This is a genomic window from Wenjunlia vitaminophila DSM 41686, assembly GCF_000380165.1.
Taxonomy (GTDB): Bacteria; Actinomycetota; Actinomycetes; order Streptomycetales; family Streptomycetaceae; genus Wenjunlia; species Wenjunlia vitaminophila.
In genome coordinates this window covers 257,371-273,309 of the sequence record NZ_KB904635.1, presented here as the reverse complement: position 1 = coordinate 273,309, position 15,939 = coordinate 257,371, and the positions used below count along the sequence as shown (strand labels likewise).

Genomic DNA, 15,939 nt, shown 5'->3' with positions numbered 1-15,939 from the left:
CGGGCCCCCGCCGCACCCCCGGCACCCAGGACCGGCCCGGAGGAGCGGCGGTCCCCCTCCTCCGGGCCCCGGCGCACGCCCCGGCCCCGACCGGGAGACCGGCCGGGAACCCGGTCCCCTCGTGAACCACCGCCGTTCCCCAGACGGTTGACTCCACGTCCGCCGCTCGACTCCGGTCCGCCCGGGCGCCGGGGCCGGCGCTGCCCGGCCAAGGCACCCTGACCCGCCCCGTCCCGCCACCCCCTGGAGAGTGCGCCATCAAAGCCGACGGAGCCCACGCCGGCGGCCTCGCCGGCAGTCCGCCCACAGCCGTCGAACTGCACGGCATCACCAAGCGCTTCCCCGGCGTCGTCGCCAACCACGACATCGACATCACCGTCCGCCGCGGCACCGTGCACGCCATCGTCGGCGAGAACGGAGCCGGCAAGTCCACCCTGATGAAGATCCTCTACGGCATGCAACGGCCGGACGAGGGCACCATCGCCATCGACGGCGAGCAGGTCTCGCTCCACACCCCGAGCGACGCCATCGCCCGGGGCATCGGGATGGTCCACCAGCACTTCATGCTGGCCGACAACCTCACCGTGCTGGAGAACACCGTCCTGGGCGCGGAGAAACGGCACGGCATCCGCGACGCCGCGCGGGCCAGGATGCGGGAGATATCCGACGCCTACGGCCTCGGCATCCGGCCCGACGCCCTGGTCGAGGACCTCGGTGTGGCCGACCGGCAGCGGGTGGAGATCCTCAAGGTCCTCTACCGGGGGGCCCGCATCCTGATCCTGGACGAGCCCACCGCGGTCCTGGTCCCCCAGGAGGTGGACGCGCTCTTCGCGAACCTGCGGGAGCTGAAGTCCGAGGGACTCACCGTCATCTTCATCTCGCACAAGCTGGACGAGGTGCTGTCGGTCGCCGACGAGATCACCGTCATCCGGCGCGGCACCACCGTCGCCTCGGTGCTCCCCGGCGACGTCAACGCCCGCCAGCTCGCCGAGTTGATGGTGGGCAGCGAACTGCCGTCCCCGCAGACCCGCGAGTCCACCGTCACCGACACCCCGATGCTCACCGTCACCGAGCTGGGCCTGGGCGGCGACGAGAACGGACGCCGGCTGCTGGACGGCGTGTCCTTCACCATCCACCGTGGCGAGGTGCTCGGCATCGCCGGGGTGGAGGGCAACGGCCAGACGGAGCTGATCGACGTGCTGATCGGTGCCCGCCCGGCCGACGAGGGCACGGTGGTCCTCGGTGAGCAGGACGTGACCGCGTGGCCCACCCGGCGCCGGCGCGAGGGCGGCGTCGGCTACATCCCCGAGGACCGGCACCGGCACGGGCTGCTGCTCGAGTCCCCGCTGTGGGAGAACCGCATCCTGGGCCACGTCGGGGAGAGCCCCAACAGCAAGGGCCCCTGGCTCGACCCCAGGGCGGCCCGGGCGGACACCCGGCGCATCGTCGAGGAGTACGACGTGCGCACCCCGGGCATCGAGGTCACCGCGGCGTCGCTGTCCGGTGGCAACCAGCAGAAGCTGATCGTCGGCCGGGAGATGAGCCACCACCCCAGGCTGCTGATCGCCGCGCACCCGACCCGGGGCGTGGACGTCGGGGCGCAGGCCCAGATCTGGGACCAGATCCGGGCGGCGCGCCGCGAGGGCCTCGCGGTGCTGCTGATCTCCGCGGACCTCGACGAACTGATCGGCCTGTCCGACACCATCCGGGTGATGTACCGGGGACGGCTGGTCGCCGACGCCGACCCGGCCACCGTCACCTCCCAGGAACTGGGCAGCGCGATGACCGGGGCCGCCGCGGGCCACCTGGAACACCACGAGCCGGGCGACGCCGACACCGAAGGCGGCACGGCCCCCGAGGGCGCACCGCCCTCCGGTGGCACGGCCGCTCCCGGAAGCGGGGCCGGCGCCGACACGAGCCCCGACACGGGCCCTGACGCGGGCCCCGACACGAGCCCCGACGCGGGCCCCGACACGGGCCCAGACGCGGCCGCGGACACGGGGGAGGAGCGATGAAGCGGATCGACAAGGAGAAGCTGGTCCTCGCGCTCGCCGCCCCCGTTCTGGCGGTCGTGGTGGCCATGGCGCTCAGTTCGGGCATCGTGGCGGCCTCGGGCAAGGACCCGATCGAGGCGTTCCGGCTGATGCTCGAGTACTCGGCCAACGCCGACACCCAGGTGCTCATCCTCAACCGGGCCACCACCTACTACCTGGCGGCCGTCGCGGTGGCGATCGGCTTCCGGATGAACCTGTTCAACATCGGGGTGGACGGCCAGTACCGGATCGCCGCCATGCTGGCCGCGGCGGTCGGCGGCGCGGTCACCCTTCCCGGGCCGTTGCACATGACCCTGATCCTGGTCACCGCGATCCTGGTGGGCGCGGTCTGGTCCGGGGTGGCGGGCGTGCTGAAGACCCACCGCGGGGTCAGCGAGGTGGTCTCCACCATCATGCTGAACGCCGTGGCCACGGCGCTGATCGCCTATCTGATGCGGGACTCGCTGCTGGGCGTGCTGCCCCAGGGCAGCGACCAACTGACCACCGAGCCGCTGGCCGACTCGGCGGACTTCCCCGGCATCCCGGTGGACGTGGACGGCCGGACGATGGAGGTCTACGGCTTCATCTTCATCGCGGTCGCCGTCGGCATCGGCTTCCACTACCTGCTCAACCGCACCACCTTCGGGTTCGACCTGCGGGCCGCCGGCGCCTCGGAGTCCGCGGCGGTCGCCAGTGGCGTGGACACCAAACGCATGGTGCTGTACAGCATGCTGCTCTCCGGCGGCATCGCCGGGCTGATCGGCATGCCGCAGCTACTCGGCGAGAGCCACTCCTACGGCGTGGCGGACTTCCCGGCCGGTGTCGGTTTCACCGGCATCGCCATCGCCCTGCTCGGCCGCAACAACCCCCTGGGCATCGCCTTCGGCGCGCTGCTCTGGGCGTTCCTCGACCGTTCCGCGCCGAACCTGGACTTCAACGGGTTCGAGAAGGAGATCGCCACGATCATGCAGGGCCTGATCGTGATCTCCGTGGTGGTCGCCTACGAGCTGGTCCGCCGCTACGGACTGCGGCGCCAGCAACAGCGCGTGGGCGAGGAACTCGCCCAGGCCGCGCGGCGCAACGTTACGGAGGTGGCGGCGTGACCAGTACGCCGACGACCACGACCACCACGAGCCCCAAGGCTCCCAAGGCTCCCGCGGCTCCGACGGCGCGGAAGACGATCCGCCGCCAGATGAGCCTGCCCGTGGTGCTGCTGTTGGTGGCGGCCGGTCTTGTGCTGTTCTCCGCCGTCCGGGTGGTCACCGGGGCGCACGACCTGACCTCCGACGGGCAGGCCGCCGCCGCGCTGCAGCTCGCCGTCCCGGTCGGTCTCGCCGGCCTGGGCGGGCTGTGGGCCGAGCGCGCCGGTGTGGTCAACATCGGTCTCGAGGGCATGATGATCCTGGGCACCTGGTGTGGGGCCTGGGCCGGGTACCAGTGGGGCCCCTGGGTGGGCGTGCTGGTGGGCGTCCTCGGGGGCGCGCTCGGCGGCCTGACCCACGCGGTGGTCACCGTCACCTTCGGGGTGAACCACATCATCTCCGGTGTGGCCATCAACATCCTGGCCGGCGGGGCCACCCAGTACCTGTCCCGGCTGGCCTTCGACGGGGTCCAGGGCGGCACCCCGGTGCAGTCCCCGAACATCGACCCGCTGCCCCGCTGGACCGTGCCCCACCTCGCGGACTGGTTGACCGACATCAACCGCGAGCACTGGTTCCTCGTCTCCGACCTCGCGGGGCTCTGCGGCGGCCTGGTCAGGGACATCTCCGCGCTCACCGTGATCGCGGTGACGCTGGTCCCGTTGAGCTTCCTGGTGCTGTGGCGCACCCCGTTCGGCCTGCGGCTGCGGTCCTGCGGTGAGGCACCGGTCGCCGCGGAGAGCCTCGGCGTCAACGTCTACCTCTACAAGTACATCGGCGTGATCACGTCGGGGGCGCTGGCCGGCCTCGGCGGTGTCTTCCTGGCCGAGGTCACCGCGGACTTCTACCGGGAGGGGCAGACCAGCGGACGCGGCTACATCGGCCTCGCCGCGATGATCTTCGGTAACTGGCGGCCCGGTGGCCTGGCCATGGGCGCCGGCCTGTTCGGCTTCACCGACAGCCTCCGACTGCGGAACAACGACAACGTGCGGGCGCTGCTGCTGCTCCTGGCGGTGCTGCTGGTCCTGCTCGCCCTCTGGCAGCTCTACCGGCGCAGCTATCTGGCGGCATCGTTCAGCGTGGTCTTCGGAGCCGGCTCCGCGGTGTGGTACGTGCTGTCCGACGAGGTTCCCGCCGAGTTCATCCAGGCCGCGCCGTACCTCACCACGCTGCTGGTGCTCGCGTTCTCCTCGCAGCGACTACGGATGCCCAAGGCCGACGGCATCCCCTACAGACGTGGAGAGGGCACGTAGATGGACCAACGACCAACCGTCGACTGGGCCGGTCTGCGGGCGGCGGCGCGGGAGATGATGTCCCGCGCCTACGCCCCGTACTCGGGCTTCCCGGTGGGTGCCGCCGCCCTGGTGGACGACGGCAGGACCGTGGCGGGCTGCAACGTGGAGAACGCCGCCTACGGGGTGTCCCTCTGCGCCGAGTGCGGCCTGGTGTCCGAGCTGTACGCCACCGGGGGCGGCCGGCTGACCGCCTTCTGCTGCGTCAACGGCGACGGTGACCCGTTGATGCCGTGCGGCCGGTGCCGGCAGTTGCTCTGGGAGCACGGCGGGCCGGAGCTGCTGGTGGACACCCCGCGCGGCATCCGTCCGATGAGCGAGATCCTGCCCGACGCCTTCGGCACCGCCGACCTGGTGGCCGCCGACCACTCCAAGGCCCGCTGACGCCCCGACCGGGGCGCCCCGCCGGTGCCACCACGTGAGGAAAGCACACCGCATGGACGCCATCTCCGTCATCCGCACCAAGCGCGACCGCGGCCGGCTCAGCGACCAGCAGATCGACTGGGTGATCGACGCCTACACCCGGGGCGAGGTCGCCGACGAGCAGATGTCCGCGCTCGCCATGGCGATCCTGCTCAACGGGATGACCCGCCAGGAGATCGCCCGCTGGACCGCCGCCATGATCGCCTCCGGCGAGCGGATGGACTTCTCCGGGCTGCCGCTGCCCACCGTGGACAAGCACTCCACCGGCGGCGTCGGCGACAAGATCACCCTGCCGCTGGCCCCGCTGGTGGCGGCGTGCGGCGCCGCCGTCCCCCAGCTCTCCGGCCGCGGCCTGGGGCACACCGGTGGAACCCTCGACAAGCTGGAGTCCATCCCCGGCTGGCGGGCCTCCCTGTCCAACGAGGAGATGCTCGGCGTGCTCCGCGAGGCCGGGGCGGTGATCTGCGCCGCCGGGGAGGGCCTGGCCCCGGCGGACCGCAAGCTGTACGCGCTGCGGGACGTCACCGCCACGGTGGAGTCCATGCCGCTGATCGCCAGCTCGATCATGTCCAAGAAGATCGCGGAGGGGACCGGCGCGCTGGTGCTGGACGTCAAGGTGGGCTCCGGCGCGTTCATGAAGAACCTGTCCGACGCCCGGGAGCTCGCCCACACCATGGTCGGACTCGGCCACGACCACGGGCTGCCCACCGTGGCCCTGCTCACCGACATGTCCACCCCGCTCGGGCTGACCGCCGGCAACGCCCTGGAGGTCCGCGAGTCCGTGGAGGTCCTCTCCGGCGGCGGCCCCGACGACGTGGTGGCGCTCACCCTGGCCCTGGCCCGGGAGATGCTGGCCGCGGCGGGGGCCACCGGGAAGGACCCGGCCGACGCGCTGCGGGACGGCACGGCCATGGACCACTGGCGCCGCATGGTCACCGCCCAGGGCGGTGACCCGGACGCCCCGCTGCCCACCTCCCGGGAGCAGCACGTGCTCACCGCGGACCGGGACGGGGTGCTGACCACGCTGGACGCCTACGCGGTCGGTGTCGCCGCCTGGCGCCTGGGCGCCGGCCGGGCCCGCAAGGAGGACGCGGTCCAGCTCGCCGCCGGCGTCGAGCTCCATGCCAAGCCCGGCGCCGCGGTCCGTGCCGGGCAACCGCTGCTCACCCTGCACACCGACACCCCGGAGCGGTTCCCGCACGCCCTCGAGGCCCTCGCCGACGGGGTCGTGGTCTCCCCGCCCGGCACCGAGCACCAGCGGGGCGGGACGGTGCTCGAACGGATCGCCTGACCGGGCGGGCCCCCGAAGGGACGAACCCCCACCGTTGGGCCGGCCCGGGTCCGTTGGGCGTGCTTCGCTCGGTGACGCACCGAGCGAAGGGAACCCATGAGCGCACTCGCCGCCGAGCACCGGCTGGAGCACGGCCCCGGCTGGGAGGAGCTCGTCGGGGTCTGGGAGCGGACGGACGGGCCCGAGGGCTGGACGGTGGAGGTCGTCGAGGGGATCGTCACCATGGCACCGCCGCCCACCAACGACCGCGGTGCGACGGCTCAGCGACTCCAGCGGTCGTTGTACTCCGTCATCCCGGGGGACTGGGGCGCGTACCAGACGCTGGGTGTCTCCGTGCCCGGTCGTCAGGGGCTCTACGTCCCGGACCTCGTGGTGCTGCCGGAGACGGTGGTGGCGCGGCCGGGACACCACGTTCCGGCCAGTGAGGCCGAGCTCGTGGTGGAGATCACTTCCCCGGGCAACGCCCACAACGACCGGATCGCCAAGGTGCACGGCTACGCCCCGGCCGGCGTCCCGCTCTACCTGCTCCTCGATCCCTGCCGTTCCGGCTGCCCGGTCGCCACCCTCCACGGCGAGCCGGAGAACGGCACCTACCGCGTGCTGTCGAAGGTCGAGTACGGGGAGCGGATCACGCTGCCCGAACCGTTCGGGCTGGCCGTCGACACCGGTGAGTTCCCGCTCCCCTGACCGCCCTCAGGCCGTCCTGGCCACCCGTTGGGCCGCCACCGCCCGGCGGGTGGCGTAGAGGGTGATCCCCGCCGCCCCGGTCAGCGCCGTCAGGCCCATGGCGACCGTGCCGCTCCAGCCGGCGGCGTGGTAGGTGGAGGCGCCCAGGGTGCCGCCGATGCCGTTGCCCACGTAGTAGGCCGTCAGGTACAACGCCGTGGCCTGGGCCCGGCCGCGGACCACGGCCCGGCTCACCGAGGAGGAGGCGACGGTGTGCGCGGTGAAGAACCCCGCCGTGATCAGCACCAGGCCGAGTAGCACCGCGGCGAGGTGGTCGGTGACGCTGAGCAGCAGCCCGGCGGCGGCGGTCAGGATGCCGGTGTAGAGGGCGCCGCGGCGCCCCAGCCGGCCGGCCAGGCGCCCCGCCGCGGCCGAGCTGGCCGTGCCGACCAGGTAGACCAGGAACACCAGGCCCGCCACGCTCTCCGGCAGGCCGAACGGTTCGGCGAGCAGCCGGTAGCCGAGCACCGTGTAGACCCCGCCGAAGACCGTCATCAGCAGCAGCCCGATCGCGTACAGGCGGGTCAGCAGCGGGTTGGCGAGGTGCCCCCGCACGGTGTCCCACACGGCCCGGGGGTGCACCGGCGCCGGCTGGAACCGGGCGGCCGGGGGGATGAGCAGGCGGAACGCGACCGCGCACAGCAGGGACAGCACCCCGACGACCGCGACCGCGGCACGCCAGCCGTAGCCCTCGCAGACGGTCCCGGTGATGATCCTCGAGCTCATCCCGCCGACGCTGTTCCCGGCGACGTGGAGTCCGACGGCGGCGGTGATCGCCCGCGGGTGCAGTTCCTCGGCGAGGTAGGCCAGGGCGGTCGCCGGGAGCCCGGCCAGCGCCATCCCCTGCACGGCCCGCAGGACGACCAGGCTCGTCAGGTCGGGAGCGAACGGCACCAGCAGGGCCAGCACCGCCGCGGTGAACACCGACGCCGTCATCACCCTGGTCCTGCCCCACCGTTCGGACAGGGCGCTCAGCGGCAGCACCGCGACCGCCAGGCCGGTGGTGGTGGCGGAGACGGTCAGGCTGGCCCGGCCGGGGGACACCCCGAGGTCCGCGGAGATCGCGGGGAGCAGGGCCTGCGTCGCGTACACCAGGGCGAACGTGGCGACGCCCGCGGCGAACAGCGCCAGGTTGGCCCGGCGGTAGCCGCGGCTGCCGGGAAGGTGCCCGTCCTTCGGGGGCGCCGGGGTGGCGGCGGGAGCAGCCGCCCGGCGGACCGCCGGCGCCGCGGTGGTGGTGGACACCGGGGACGAGGTGCGCGGGAACGACGAGGTGGGGGCGCCCGTCGTGACGGGCGCCCCAGTACTGTCACTGGGCATGCCTCGACGGTAGGTGCGCCGATTGATGCGGTCCAATCCACCATTGACCAGTGATTCATGCATTAATGCATGAGTGCTCGTCAGGGGCGGTCACCGCGCGTCGATCCGAGGGAGAAGTCATGCACACCACACCCGTGGAACTGGCGTCCGGCTCGTGGGCGACGGTCCTCGCCCCCCAACTCGCCCAGTTCGTCGCCGTCGCCCGCACCGAGCACGTCTCCCGGGCCGCCGCGCTGCTCGGCATGCCCCAGCCCACCCTCAGCCGCTCCATCGCCCGTCTGGAGGCCGAGCTGGGGGTGGCGTTGCTGGCCAGGCACGGCCGTGCGGTGAGCCTCACCCGGGCCGGCCGCGAGCTGCTGGCCTCGGCGGAACGCGCGCTGGCCGAGGTGGAGCGGGGTGCGGAGGCCCTGCGTGCGGACGCCGACCCGGCCACCGGGCTGGTGTCGTTCGGCTTCCTGCACACCCTCGGCCCCGAGACGGTGCCGGGGCTGCTCCACGACTTCCGTGCGGCCAATCCCCGCATCCGCTTCCAGTTGGTGCAGGACCACGGTGCCGCGATGGTGGCCAGGCTGCTGGCGGGCGGCCTCGACCTGTGCCTGATCTCCCCGCTGCCGCAGGACCCCAGGGTGGCGGTGCGACGCCTGGACGAACAGCGGTTGAACCTGGTGGTCCCGGCCGGCCACCGGCTCGCCGGACGGCGGCGGGTACGGCTGGCAGAGGTGGCGAAGGACCCGTTCGTGGTGCTGGAGACCGGCTACGGACTGCGGCGGATCACCGACGAACTCTGCGCCAACGCCGGCTTCGCCCCCCGGATCGCGTTCGAGGGGGAGGAGACCGAGACCCTGCGCGGCCTGGTGGCGGTGGGCCTCGGGGTCGCCCTGCTGCCACCGCCGGTCCTGCCCCGGCCGAACGTGGTGGAACTCGCCGTCACCGCGCCCCGAGCGGTGCGGCAGATCGGACTCGCCTGGCGGGAGGGGCAGCCGGACACCCCTCCGGTCGCGACGTTCAAGCGGTTCCTGCTGGCCCGTCGCGGAAGCCTGCTGCCCGGGGAACCGGAACCGCCACCGGCGCGGTGACGACACGGTTCGGCCGGGGCGGGCCCAGCCGGGTCCGGGCGTTCCACCGGTCGCCAGGCGGACCGTTCAGACGGACGCGTCCGGGCGGACGCGTCCAGGCGGACGCTTTCAGGGGCGCAGACTGCGCCCGAAGCCGGAGGCGAGCGGCATCCTCAGACCCAGCGGCGGAGGCGCGGCCAGCGCGTCCGCCACCGGCCGGGACAGCCGCTGGGCGAAGAGCGTGCCCAGGAGGAAGTCCGAGGTCAACGCGAAGATCTCGGGCCGGTGCTGATAGAGCGTGTGACCGTCGGAGTGCACCTCGAACCGGCAGATGTCCGGGTTCACCTTCTTCACCCGCTGGGCGAAGCGGTAGGAGAGCTCGGGGTCGGCCTCGGCGTCCCTGGTGCCGTGGGCGATCAGCACCTTGCGGCCGGCAAGCTGCCTGACCGGATCGGGGTCCGGGACCACCGGCAGCCACGGCGCGAGCGCCACCACCGAGACGACCGCCTCGTGCCCGGCCACCCGCAGCGCGGCCCGCGCGCCCATCGCCATGCCCACCAGGCAGACGGGAACGTCGCCGTAGCGCCGCACGACCTCCTCCACGGCCCACGCCGCGTCCTGCGCCGGGTGGGCGCTGTCCCCGTTCCAGCCGCTGTGCCGGTAGTGCACGATGTGCCCGACCAGCCCCTCCTTCCTGCCCGCCCGGGCCAGGTACCGGCCCAGCGGCCACAGCGCCGCCGCGGCCAGCCCGGTGGGCCTGCGGGTGCCCATCACCTCACCGCCGGGCAGCAGGAGAACGGCACCGCGCACGGTGCCGGCCGGGGCACCGCCGACGGGTCTGCCCAGCCGTGCCCCTCGCGTGGGTAGCGTGTCGGATCCCATCAGTCCTTCTTTCCGGGGCAGCGGCGCCAGCTTCGGCTGGTGGGGGAATCGAGTCGCCGGTTGCCTGCGCACGGGCCCGGCCACCGGCGCGGGGAGCCCGCGCGTCCAGGTGCGGGTGGAGTCACCGGGTTCCTCCGGGGACGTCCCGGCCTCGAGGCCGGGGAGGAATCGGACCCTTGCGGAGCAGGGCGGGGAACGGCCGATCGCCGTCAGGGCGACGGGTCGTCCCCACCCGTCGGGCCGAGTGCGACCTCGAGCAGGTGGAGGATCCCGGAGTTGGGGGACCGCCGGTCGGTACCGGCTGCCCCGACGAGGCGTGCATGGAGGTCCGTTGGCAGGCGGGGAGAGATCCGCTTCTCGTCGTCCATGCTGGAATGATGCCGTGGCGGCACCGCGGCAGGCAGTGGGGGGTACGCGGATGACGGCCCGCCGCCGCCCCGCCCGCCGGCTCGGGCACCCCGCGCACACCACCAAGGGCCGCGCGTCGTGCGGAGCGAGGACCAAGCACGCCTACCTCTTTCGGAACGCACCCACACCTGCGCCACCTGCGGAACCGTGTCCCCCAGGGACAAGAACCCCGCACGACGCTCGCCCGGGCTGGTCCCACCCCGGCTGGTGCCCAGGGAACGAGACCTCCCGGAGCGCCGCTCCGGGAGGCAGCCCGAGCCAGGAAAGCCCCGCCCCCAGGCGGAGGAGCAGTCAAGGCAGCACTCTCCCAGGTGCGGACGGCAGGGTGAATCCCGGGTCGCGAGGCCCCGGCCGTCGCCCACCTCCGCAGGACAGCCACTCGGCGGGGCCCCCGTCAGGCGTCATGGCCGAGCCCACATCGGGTGCACCTTCCCCCTGGCCCGCCGCCGAATGAGAATCAACCATGACTGCGAACCAAGACCCGTCGGCGTCCCCTCCCACGGTGCTGCGCTACGCGGCCTTCACCGGCGACCCGGCCGGCGGCAACCCGGCCGGTGTGGTGCTCGACGCGACGGGGCTCGACGACGACGCGATGCTCGCCGTCGCGTCCCGCGTCGGCTATTCGGAGACGGCCTTCCTGACCGCGCGGCCCGAGGGTGCGGACGGCGCCGGAGTGGCCGGACGGACCTTCACCGTCCGGTACTTCAGCCCGAAGGCCGAGGTGTCGTTCTGCGGACACGCCACCGTGGCGTCCGCGGTCGCGCTGGCCGACCGCTCAGGACCCGGGGAGTTCCTCTTCGCCACACCGGTGGGCACGGTGCCGGTGTCGGTGGTCGCCCAGGACGGCTCCCTGCGGGCGACGCTGACCAGCGTCGAGCCGCACACCGAGGAGGTCGGCGCGCCGGAGCTGGCCGAGGCGCTCGCCGCCCTGCGCTGGTCCCCCGCGGAGCTGGACGGCGCCCTGCCGCCGCGCATCGCCTACGCAGGCGCCCGCCACCTGGTGGTCGCCGCGGCCACCCGGGACCGGCTGGCCGACCTCGACTACGACTTCGACCGGTTGGCCGCGTTGATGGCCTGGCTCGACCTGACCACGCTCCAACTGGTCTGGCGGGAGTCGGAGACCGTCTTCCACGTCCGGGACCCGTTCCCGGTGGGTGGGGTCGTGGAGGACCCGGCCACCGGCGCCGCTGCCGCGGCCCTCGGGGGCTACCTGCGCGAGTTGGGCCTCGTTCGCCCCGACGCCCGCCTCACCCTGCACCAGGGGCACGACATGGGGCGTCCCGGCGAGCTGACGGTCGAGCTGCGCCCCGGTGACCCGCGCGTGCGGGTGACCGGAACGGCGGTCCGCATCCCGGAGTAGTCGTCGGCCTGCTGGCCTGCTGGCCCCCGGTCTACGGCCCCCGGCCCCCGGTCTACGGCCCCCGCCCCGGCGCGCGGGTCGGGGACCGGGGGCCGGGCCCCGTTTTCCGGGGTGATGGAGGCGTTGCGGATGTGTGCTACGCGCGTAGGTACTACGTTTCAACAATGCAGAGCCATGACTCCACCACCACGTCCAGCGCCCCGGCCGAGGGCCCCCGCACCAAGCCCACCCCGGAGCAGGTCCGCCGGGCCCCCAAGGTGTTGCTCCACGACCACCTCGACGGTGGCCTGCGGCCCGCCACCATCGTGGAACTGGCCCCGGCCAACGGCTACCAGGCGCTGCCGGAGACCGATCCCGAGCGGCTCGGGGAGTGGTTCCGGGAGGCCGCCGACTCCGGGTCGCTCGAGCGGTACCTGGAGACCTTCTCGCACACCTGCGGGGTGATGCAGACCCGAGAGTCCCTGGTGCGGGTCGCGGCCGAGTGCGCCGAGGACCTCGCGGCCGACGGCGTCGTCTACGCCGAGGTCCGCTACGCCCCCGAGCAGCACCTGAACGGCGGCCTCACCCTGGAGGAGGTGGTCGAGGCGGTCAACGAGGGCTTCCGGGAAGGGGAGAGAACCGCGCGGGCCAGAGGCCACCGCATCCGGGTGGGCGCCCTGCTCACCGCGATGCGGCACGCCGCGCGCTCGCTGGAGATCGCCGAACTCGCCAACCGCTACCGGGACGTCGGGGTCGTCGGGTTCGACATCGCCGGCGCGGAGGCCGGGTTCCCGCCCACCCGCCACCTCGACGCCTTCGAGTACCTCAAGCGGGAGAACAACCACTTCACGATCCACGCCGGGGAGGGCTTCGGACTGCCCTCCATCTGGCAGGCGCTCCAGTGGTGCGGTGCGGACCGGCTGGGCCACGGCGTGCGGATCATCGATGACATCAAGGTCGCCGAGGACGGGGGGGTGACGCTGGGCCGGCTCGCCGCGTACGTCCGGGACAAGCGGGTTCCGCTGGAGTTGTGCCCCACCTCCAACCTCCAGACCGGCGCCGCCTCGTCGTACGCCGACCATCCCATCGGACTGCTCCGCCGGCTGCACTTCCGGGCCACCGTGAACACCGACAACCGGTTGATGAGCGGCACCAGCATGAGCGCCGAGTTCGAGCACCTGGTACGGACGTTCCACTACACGCTCGATGACATGCAGTGGTTCACCGTCAATGCGATGAAGTCGGCATTCATTCCTTTTGATGAACGTCTAGCGATGATCAACGATGTGATCAAGCCCGGGTACGCCGAGCTCAAGGCGGAGTGGTTGTTCCGCTGACCGCGGGCCGCCAGGGGTTCCGGAGGAGGGGCGGCCGCGGCGGGAGGGCGTGACGGTCGGTGTGGCCGCCCGCGCGTCGTCGTTGCGCAATGAGTAGCTGGATGACTACGTTGCGCAGTCACGACGGGTGGAACCGTGCCCGGCCGGCGCACCCAGCCGGACGGCCTGGTGACGCCCTGCCGAGCCGGAACCATCGAGGAGTACCACGGATGATGAAGCCGTCCCGCATGCTGAAGACCGCCGGTGCCGCCGTGCTCGGCATCGCCGTCGCCACCGGGTCCGCCGGTGTGGCCAGCGCCGCCACGCCGGCGGACCCGGCCGTCGCCGCCGTCCCCGCGCGCCACACGGCCCAGGCCTCACCGGGCATGGCCGAGTTGATGGCCGCCATCCAGCAGGCGCTCAACGACGGCTCGGCGAGGGTGGTCAGCCTGCCGAGCGCCAAGGGGCAGGCCCAGGGCCGTTCACACAAGGTGAGCAAGGGCAAGGCCGGCAAGGCGACCAAGGCCAGCAAGGTGAACCGGACGGGCAAGGGCAAGGTGGACGGGGCGGCCAGGGGCAAGGTGCTCCCGGTCGGGTCGGTGCACACCCTGCCGGCCGGGGACCCGGCCGAGGCGGCGCCCGCAGCCAGGGACGTGCACACCCTTCCGGCCTTCGACGGTCAGGCCCCGGACACGGCGGCCAAGACCCCCGCGGCACGGAACGACCTGGGAGTCCCGGGAGCGGCGGAGGGGCCGGTGGCCCAGGCTCCAGCCGGTCGCCAGGACCTGGCCGCCCAGGCTCCGGCCGCCCAGACCCCGACCGTCCGGCCCCCGGCCGCCCAGGCTCCCGCTGTTGATGCTCCGGCTGCGCAGGCCCCCGCCGCCCAGGCGCCTGCCGTCCGGCCCCCGGCTGCCCAGGCTCCGGCGGTGCAGGCCCCGGCGGGCCGGGACGACCTGGGTGCCCAGGCTCCGGCTGCCCAGACCCCGACCGTGACGACCCCGAGCGTCAAGAGGCCCGCCGTCACGGCTCCGGCTGCGCAGGCCCCCGCCGTCCAGATGCCCGCGGCCAAGACCCCGGCCGCCAAGACCCCGGCCATCAAGACCCCGGCCGCCAGGAACCCGGTGAAGGTGCCGGCGGTCCAGGCACCGGTCCAGGCACCGGTCCAGGTGCCGGCGGCCCAGACCTCCCCGGCCCAGGCCCCGGTCGCCAGGGCGCCGATGGCCCGGAACGACATGGACAACCGCGTCGCCCTGGCGCGGCACAAGCTGGAGGTGGCACGGGCCAAGGCAGCCGCCCACGCCACGATGACGCGGAACACGGCGGGCCAGATGGCTCCCGCCGCCCCGACGGCGCGGGGCCAGGCGATGACGGCGGGGCAGATCGGGAACCACGGCCCGCGTCTGCCGCGCGGCGCGGCCGGCTCGCTGCTGCCCGGCCTCGGTGGCCAGGGGCGCTGACGACGCTCCGTCGAGTCCTCGCTGACCGCCGGACCGCCGCGCTTCCGGAGCGGCGGTCCGGCGGTCAGCGGGTGTGGACCCCTGCCTGCCGGAGCCCAACGGTCTCGGTGCTGGCGTTGGTGCGGGCGCGGCGGCCCGCCGGCTCAGGGGACGGTCGCGCGGCGTTCGTCCGGCACCAGGATCCACAGCGCCAGGTAGACCAGTACCTGCGGTCCGGGCAGCAGGCACGAGACCAGGAACACCACCCGGACCGTGCTGGAAGAGACGTCGAAGCGCCTGGCGAGCGCGGCGCACACACCAGCGATCAGCCTGTCGTCGCGTGGACGGACCAGGGTGGACATGGGCACTCCTCGGTTGTGTCACGGCCGGCGCCGCGGCCCCGACGGCCGCTTGGCACCGTGGGCCCCGACGACGGACCCGGTCGTCAATCCGTCGGACGCGGTACCACACCGGTGAGGGAGACCGCGCGGTCCTGTCAGGGTTTCCCCGGATGCCCCGGCTATCCCCCGAGCGAGCGATCGACTGCGGGGCGCGTCCGGGTGGACCGCCGCGGTGGTCACATCCCGCGGTGCAGGTGGGCCGCGACCTCGTAGGAGATGGCGGGCGCACGCACGGCCAGGACGTCCTGGGACCCGGGCCGAGGCGGCGCGGCGACCGGGGTGGCCGCCGGGGCGGGCGCGAGGTCCCGCGGTACACGGTGGCGGGTGGTGCGCCGACGGCGCAGTCTCGACCTCGTTCCCGGCACCACCAGCAGGTGTGCGACCGCCACCCCCACGGCGTTGAGGATCACCGTGTCCACGTCGAAGACCCGCCCCGGGACCTGGGTCTGCCAGCATTCGATACCGAACGACACCGCGGCACCGCAGAACACCGTCCGGGTGAACGAGCCGAGCGCGGAGGCGTCGAGCCGCCCCGCCAGCAGGGGGAGCAGGACCCCCAGTGGCGCGAGCAGCAACAGTTCGGTGCCGATGGTGCGGCTGCCGGCGACGGGGTCGGTGAGCAGGATGCGGTCGATGGTGGCCAGCGGTCTGACGTTGGCGCTGTAGACCCAGGGCACCGAGAGCGGGCGGAGCATGAGCCAGGAGACCAGTGACAGGTGGAAGGCCAGCAGTGCGCCGCCGAGCACCCGCACCGCGGGTGCGGCGCGGTCGCTGTCCGTCCTTGATCCAGTACCGGCCCGTGTGCCGGACCCTCCACGTTGCACGCCGGGAAGGACGCCAGGTGCCGGCCTGTGGTTCCGTGTCGCCACGGACGGCCA

At 73.4% G+C, this 15,939-nt stretch carries 15 protein-coding genes; 10 read left to right on the top strand and 5 right to left on the bottom strand.

Annotation, left to right across the window (positions count from 1 at the left end; genetic code table 11):
* The first annotated feature begins 257 nt into the window (after window positions 1–257).
* From A3IG_RS0102530 to A3IG_RS0102505, 6 genes are all read left to right on the top strand, one after another.
* Entirely contained in the window at window positions 258–2,015 is a 1,758-nt protein-coding gene (locus tag A3IG_RS0102530) for an ABC transporter ATP-binding protein (protein WP_078499946.1), read from the top strand.
* Window positions 2,012–3,136, top strand: a complete 1,125-nt coding sequence (locus tag A3IG_RS0102525) for an ABC transporter permease (protein WP_018381978.1) — start codon at window positions 2,012–2,014, stop codon at window positions 3,134–3,136. Before A3IG_RS0102530 ends, A3IG_RS0102525 begins: the two co-directional genes overlap by 4 nt.
* 89 nt (window positions 3,137–3,225) lie before the next feature.
* On the top strand, window positions 3,226–4,425 hold the full coding sequence (locus A3IG_RS0102520; protein ID WP_018381977.1) for an ABC transporter permease: 1,200 nt from the start codon (window positions 3,226–3,228) through the stop codon (window positions 4,423–4,425).
* Window positions 4,426–4,848 (top strand): cytidine deaminase, encoded by a 423-nt coding sequence (locus A3IG_RS0102515; RefSeq protein ID WP_018381976.1) that lies wholly within the window; start codon window positions 4,426–4,428, stop codon window positions 4,846–4,848.
* Window positions 4,849–4,900: 52 nt separating this feature from the next.
* Complete coding sequence (locus A3IG_RS0102510) at window positions 4,901–6,178, top strand: thymidine phosphorylase (RefSeq protein WP_018381975.1); 1,278 nt, start codon at window positions 4,901–4,903, stop codon at window positions 6,176–6,178.
* Window positions 6,179–6,274: 96 nt separating this feature from the next.
* Complete coding sequence (locus A3IG_RS0102505; protein ID WP_018381974.1) at window positions 6,275–6,865, top strand: Uma2 family endonuclease; 591 nt, start codon at window positions 6,275–6,277, stop codon at window positions 6,863–6,865.
* 6 nt (window positions 6,866–6,871) lie between these two features.
* Here the strand turns inward: A3IG_RS0102505 and A3IG_RS0102500 are convergent, their stop codons facing one another.
* Window positions 6,872–8,224 carry an MFS transporter gene (locus A3IG_RS0102500; RefSeq protein WP_026219823.1) on the bottom strand — a complete coding sequence of 451 codons (1,353 nt, stop codon included), beginning with the start codon at window positions 8,222–8,224 and terminating at the stop codon, window positions 6,872–6,874.
* A gap of 119 nt (window positions 8,225–8,343) precedes the next feature.
* Here A3IG_RS0102500 and A3IG_RS0102495 point away from each other — a divergent pair, with 119 nt between their 5' ends.
* On the top strand, window positions 8,344–9,300 hold the full coding sequence (locus tag A3IG_RS0102495) for a LysR family transcriptional regulator (RefSeq protein ID WP_018381972.1): 957 nt from the start codon (window positions 8,344–8,346) through the stop codon (window positions 9,298–9,300).
* Window positions 9,301–9,408: 108 nt separating this feature from the next.
* On the opposite strand, the gene A3IG_RS0102490 is transcribed toward A3IG_RS0102495, so the two are convergent.
* Entirely contained in the window at window positions 9,409–10,161 is a 753-nt protein-coding gene (locus A3IG_RS0102490; RefSeq protein WP_018381971.1) for an alpha/beta hydrolase, read from the bottom strand.
* Window positions 10,162–10,370: 209 nt separating this feature from the next.
* On the bottom strand, window positions 10,371–10,529 hold the full coding sequence (locus A3IG_RS32255) for a hypothetical protein (protein WP_058032955.1): 159 nt from the start codon (window positions 10,527–10,529) through the stop codon (window positions 10,371–10,373).
* Between the two features lie 503 nt (window positions 10,530–11,032).
* Between A3IG_RS32255 and A3IG_RS0102485 the strand changes: the two genes are divergently transcribed.
* From A3IG_RS0102485 to A3IG_RS35630, 3 genes are all read left to right on the top strand, one after another.
* Complete coding sequence (locus tag A3IG_RS0102485; RefSeq protein WP_026219822.1) at window positions 11,033–11,929, top strand: PhzF family phenazine biosynthesis protein; 897 nt, start codon at window positions 11,033–11,035, stop codon at window positions 11,927–11,929.
* A gap of 164 nt (window positions 11,930–12,093) precedes the next feature.
* Window positions 12,094–13,245, top strand: a complete 1,152-nt coding sequence (locus A3IG_RS28325) for an adenosine deaminase (RefSeq protein ID WP_018381969.1) — start codon at window positions 12,094–12,096, stop codon at window positions 13,243–13,245.
* A gap of 209 nt (window positions 13,246–13,454) precedes the next feature.
* Window positions 13,455–14,681 carry a hypothetical protein gene (locus A3IG_RS35630; RefSeq protein WP_018381968.1) on the top strand — a complete coding sequence of 409 codons (1,227 nt, stop codon included), beginning with the start codon at window positions 13,455–13,457 and terminating at the stop codon, window positions 14,679–14,681.
* Window positions 14,682–14,824: 143 nt separating this feature from the next.
* Here A3IG_RS35630 and A3IG_RS0102470 read toward each other — a convergent pair whose 3' ends face one another.
* Window positions 14,825–15,022: a PspC domain-containing protein gene (locus A3IG_RS0102470; protein ID WP_018381967.1), complete on the bottom strand. Its 198-nt coding sequence runs from the start codon at window positions 15,020–15,022 to the stop codon at window positions 14,825–14,827.
* Window positions 15,023–15,237: 215 nt separating this feature from the next.
* Window positions 15,238–15,885 carry a VanZ family protein gene (locus tag A3IG_RS28320; protein WP_322887980.1) on the bottom strand — a complete coding sequence of 216 codons (648 nt, stop codon included), beginning with the start codon at window positions 15,883–15,885 and terminating at the stop codon, window positions 15,238–15,240.
* Window positions 15,886–15,939 lie beyond the last annotated feature (54 nt).

Excerpts from the sequence above, each read along its gene's own strand:
- A3IG_RS0102525 (WP_018381978.1), top strand. The coding sequence starts at position 2,012 with ATGAAGCGGATCGACAAGGAGAAGCTGGTCCTCGCGCTCGCCGCCCCC.
- A3IG_RS0102520 (WP_018381977.1), top strand. The coding sequence starts at position 3,226 with ATGAGCCTGCCCGTGGTGCTGCTGTTGGTGGCGGCCGGTCTTGTGCTG.
- A3IG_RS0102515 (WP_018381976.1), top strand. The coding sequence starts at position 4,426 with ATGGACCAACGACCAACCGTCGACTGGGCCGGTCTGCGGGCGGCGGCG.
- A3IG_RS0102510 (WP_018381975.1), top strand. The coding sequence starts at position 4,901 with ATGGACGCCATCTCCGTCATCCGCACCAAGCGCGACCGCGGCCGGCTC.
- A3IG_RS0102505 (WP_018381974.1), top strand. The coding sequence starts at position 6,275 with ATGAGCGCACTCGCCGCCGAGCACCGGCTGGAGCACGGCCCCGGCTGG.
- A3IG_RS0102500 (WP_026219823.1), bottom strand. The coding sequence starts at position 8,224 with ATGCCCAGTGACAGTACTGGGGCGCCCGTCACGACGGGCGCCCCCACC.
- A3IG_RS0102495 (WP_018381972.1), top strand. The coding sequence starts at position 8,344 with ATGCACACCACACCCGTGGAACTGGCGTCCGGCTCGTGGGCGACGGTC.
- A3IG_RS0102490 (WP_018381971.1), bottom strand. The coding sequence starts at position 10,161 with ATGGGATCCGACACGCTACCCACGCGAGGGGCACGGCTGGGCAGACCC.
- A3IG_RS32255 (WP_058032955.1), bottom strand. The coding sequence starts at position 10,529 with ATGGACGACGAGAAGCGGATCTCTCCCCGCCTGCCAACGGACCTCCAT.
- A3IG_RS0102485 (WP_026219822.1), top strand. The coding sequence starts at position 11,033 with ATGACTGCGAACCAAGACCCGTCGGCGTCCCCTCCCACGGTGCTGCGC.
- A3IG_RS28325 (WP_018381969.1), top strand. The coding sequence starts at position 12,094 with ATGCAGAGCCATGACTCCACCACCACGTCCAGCGCCCCGGCCGAGGGC.
- A3IG_RS35630 (WP_018381968.1), top strand. The coding sequence starts at position 13,455 with ATGATGAAGCCGTCCCGCATGCTGAAGACCGCCGGTGCCGCCGTGCTC.
- A3IG_RS0102470 (WP_018381967.1), bottom strand. The coding sequence starts at position 15,022 with ATGTCCACCCTGGTCCGTCCACGCGACGACAGGCTGATCGCTGGTGTG.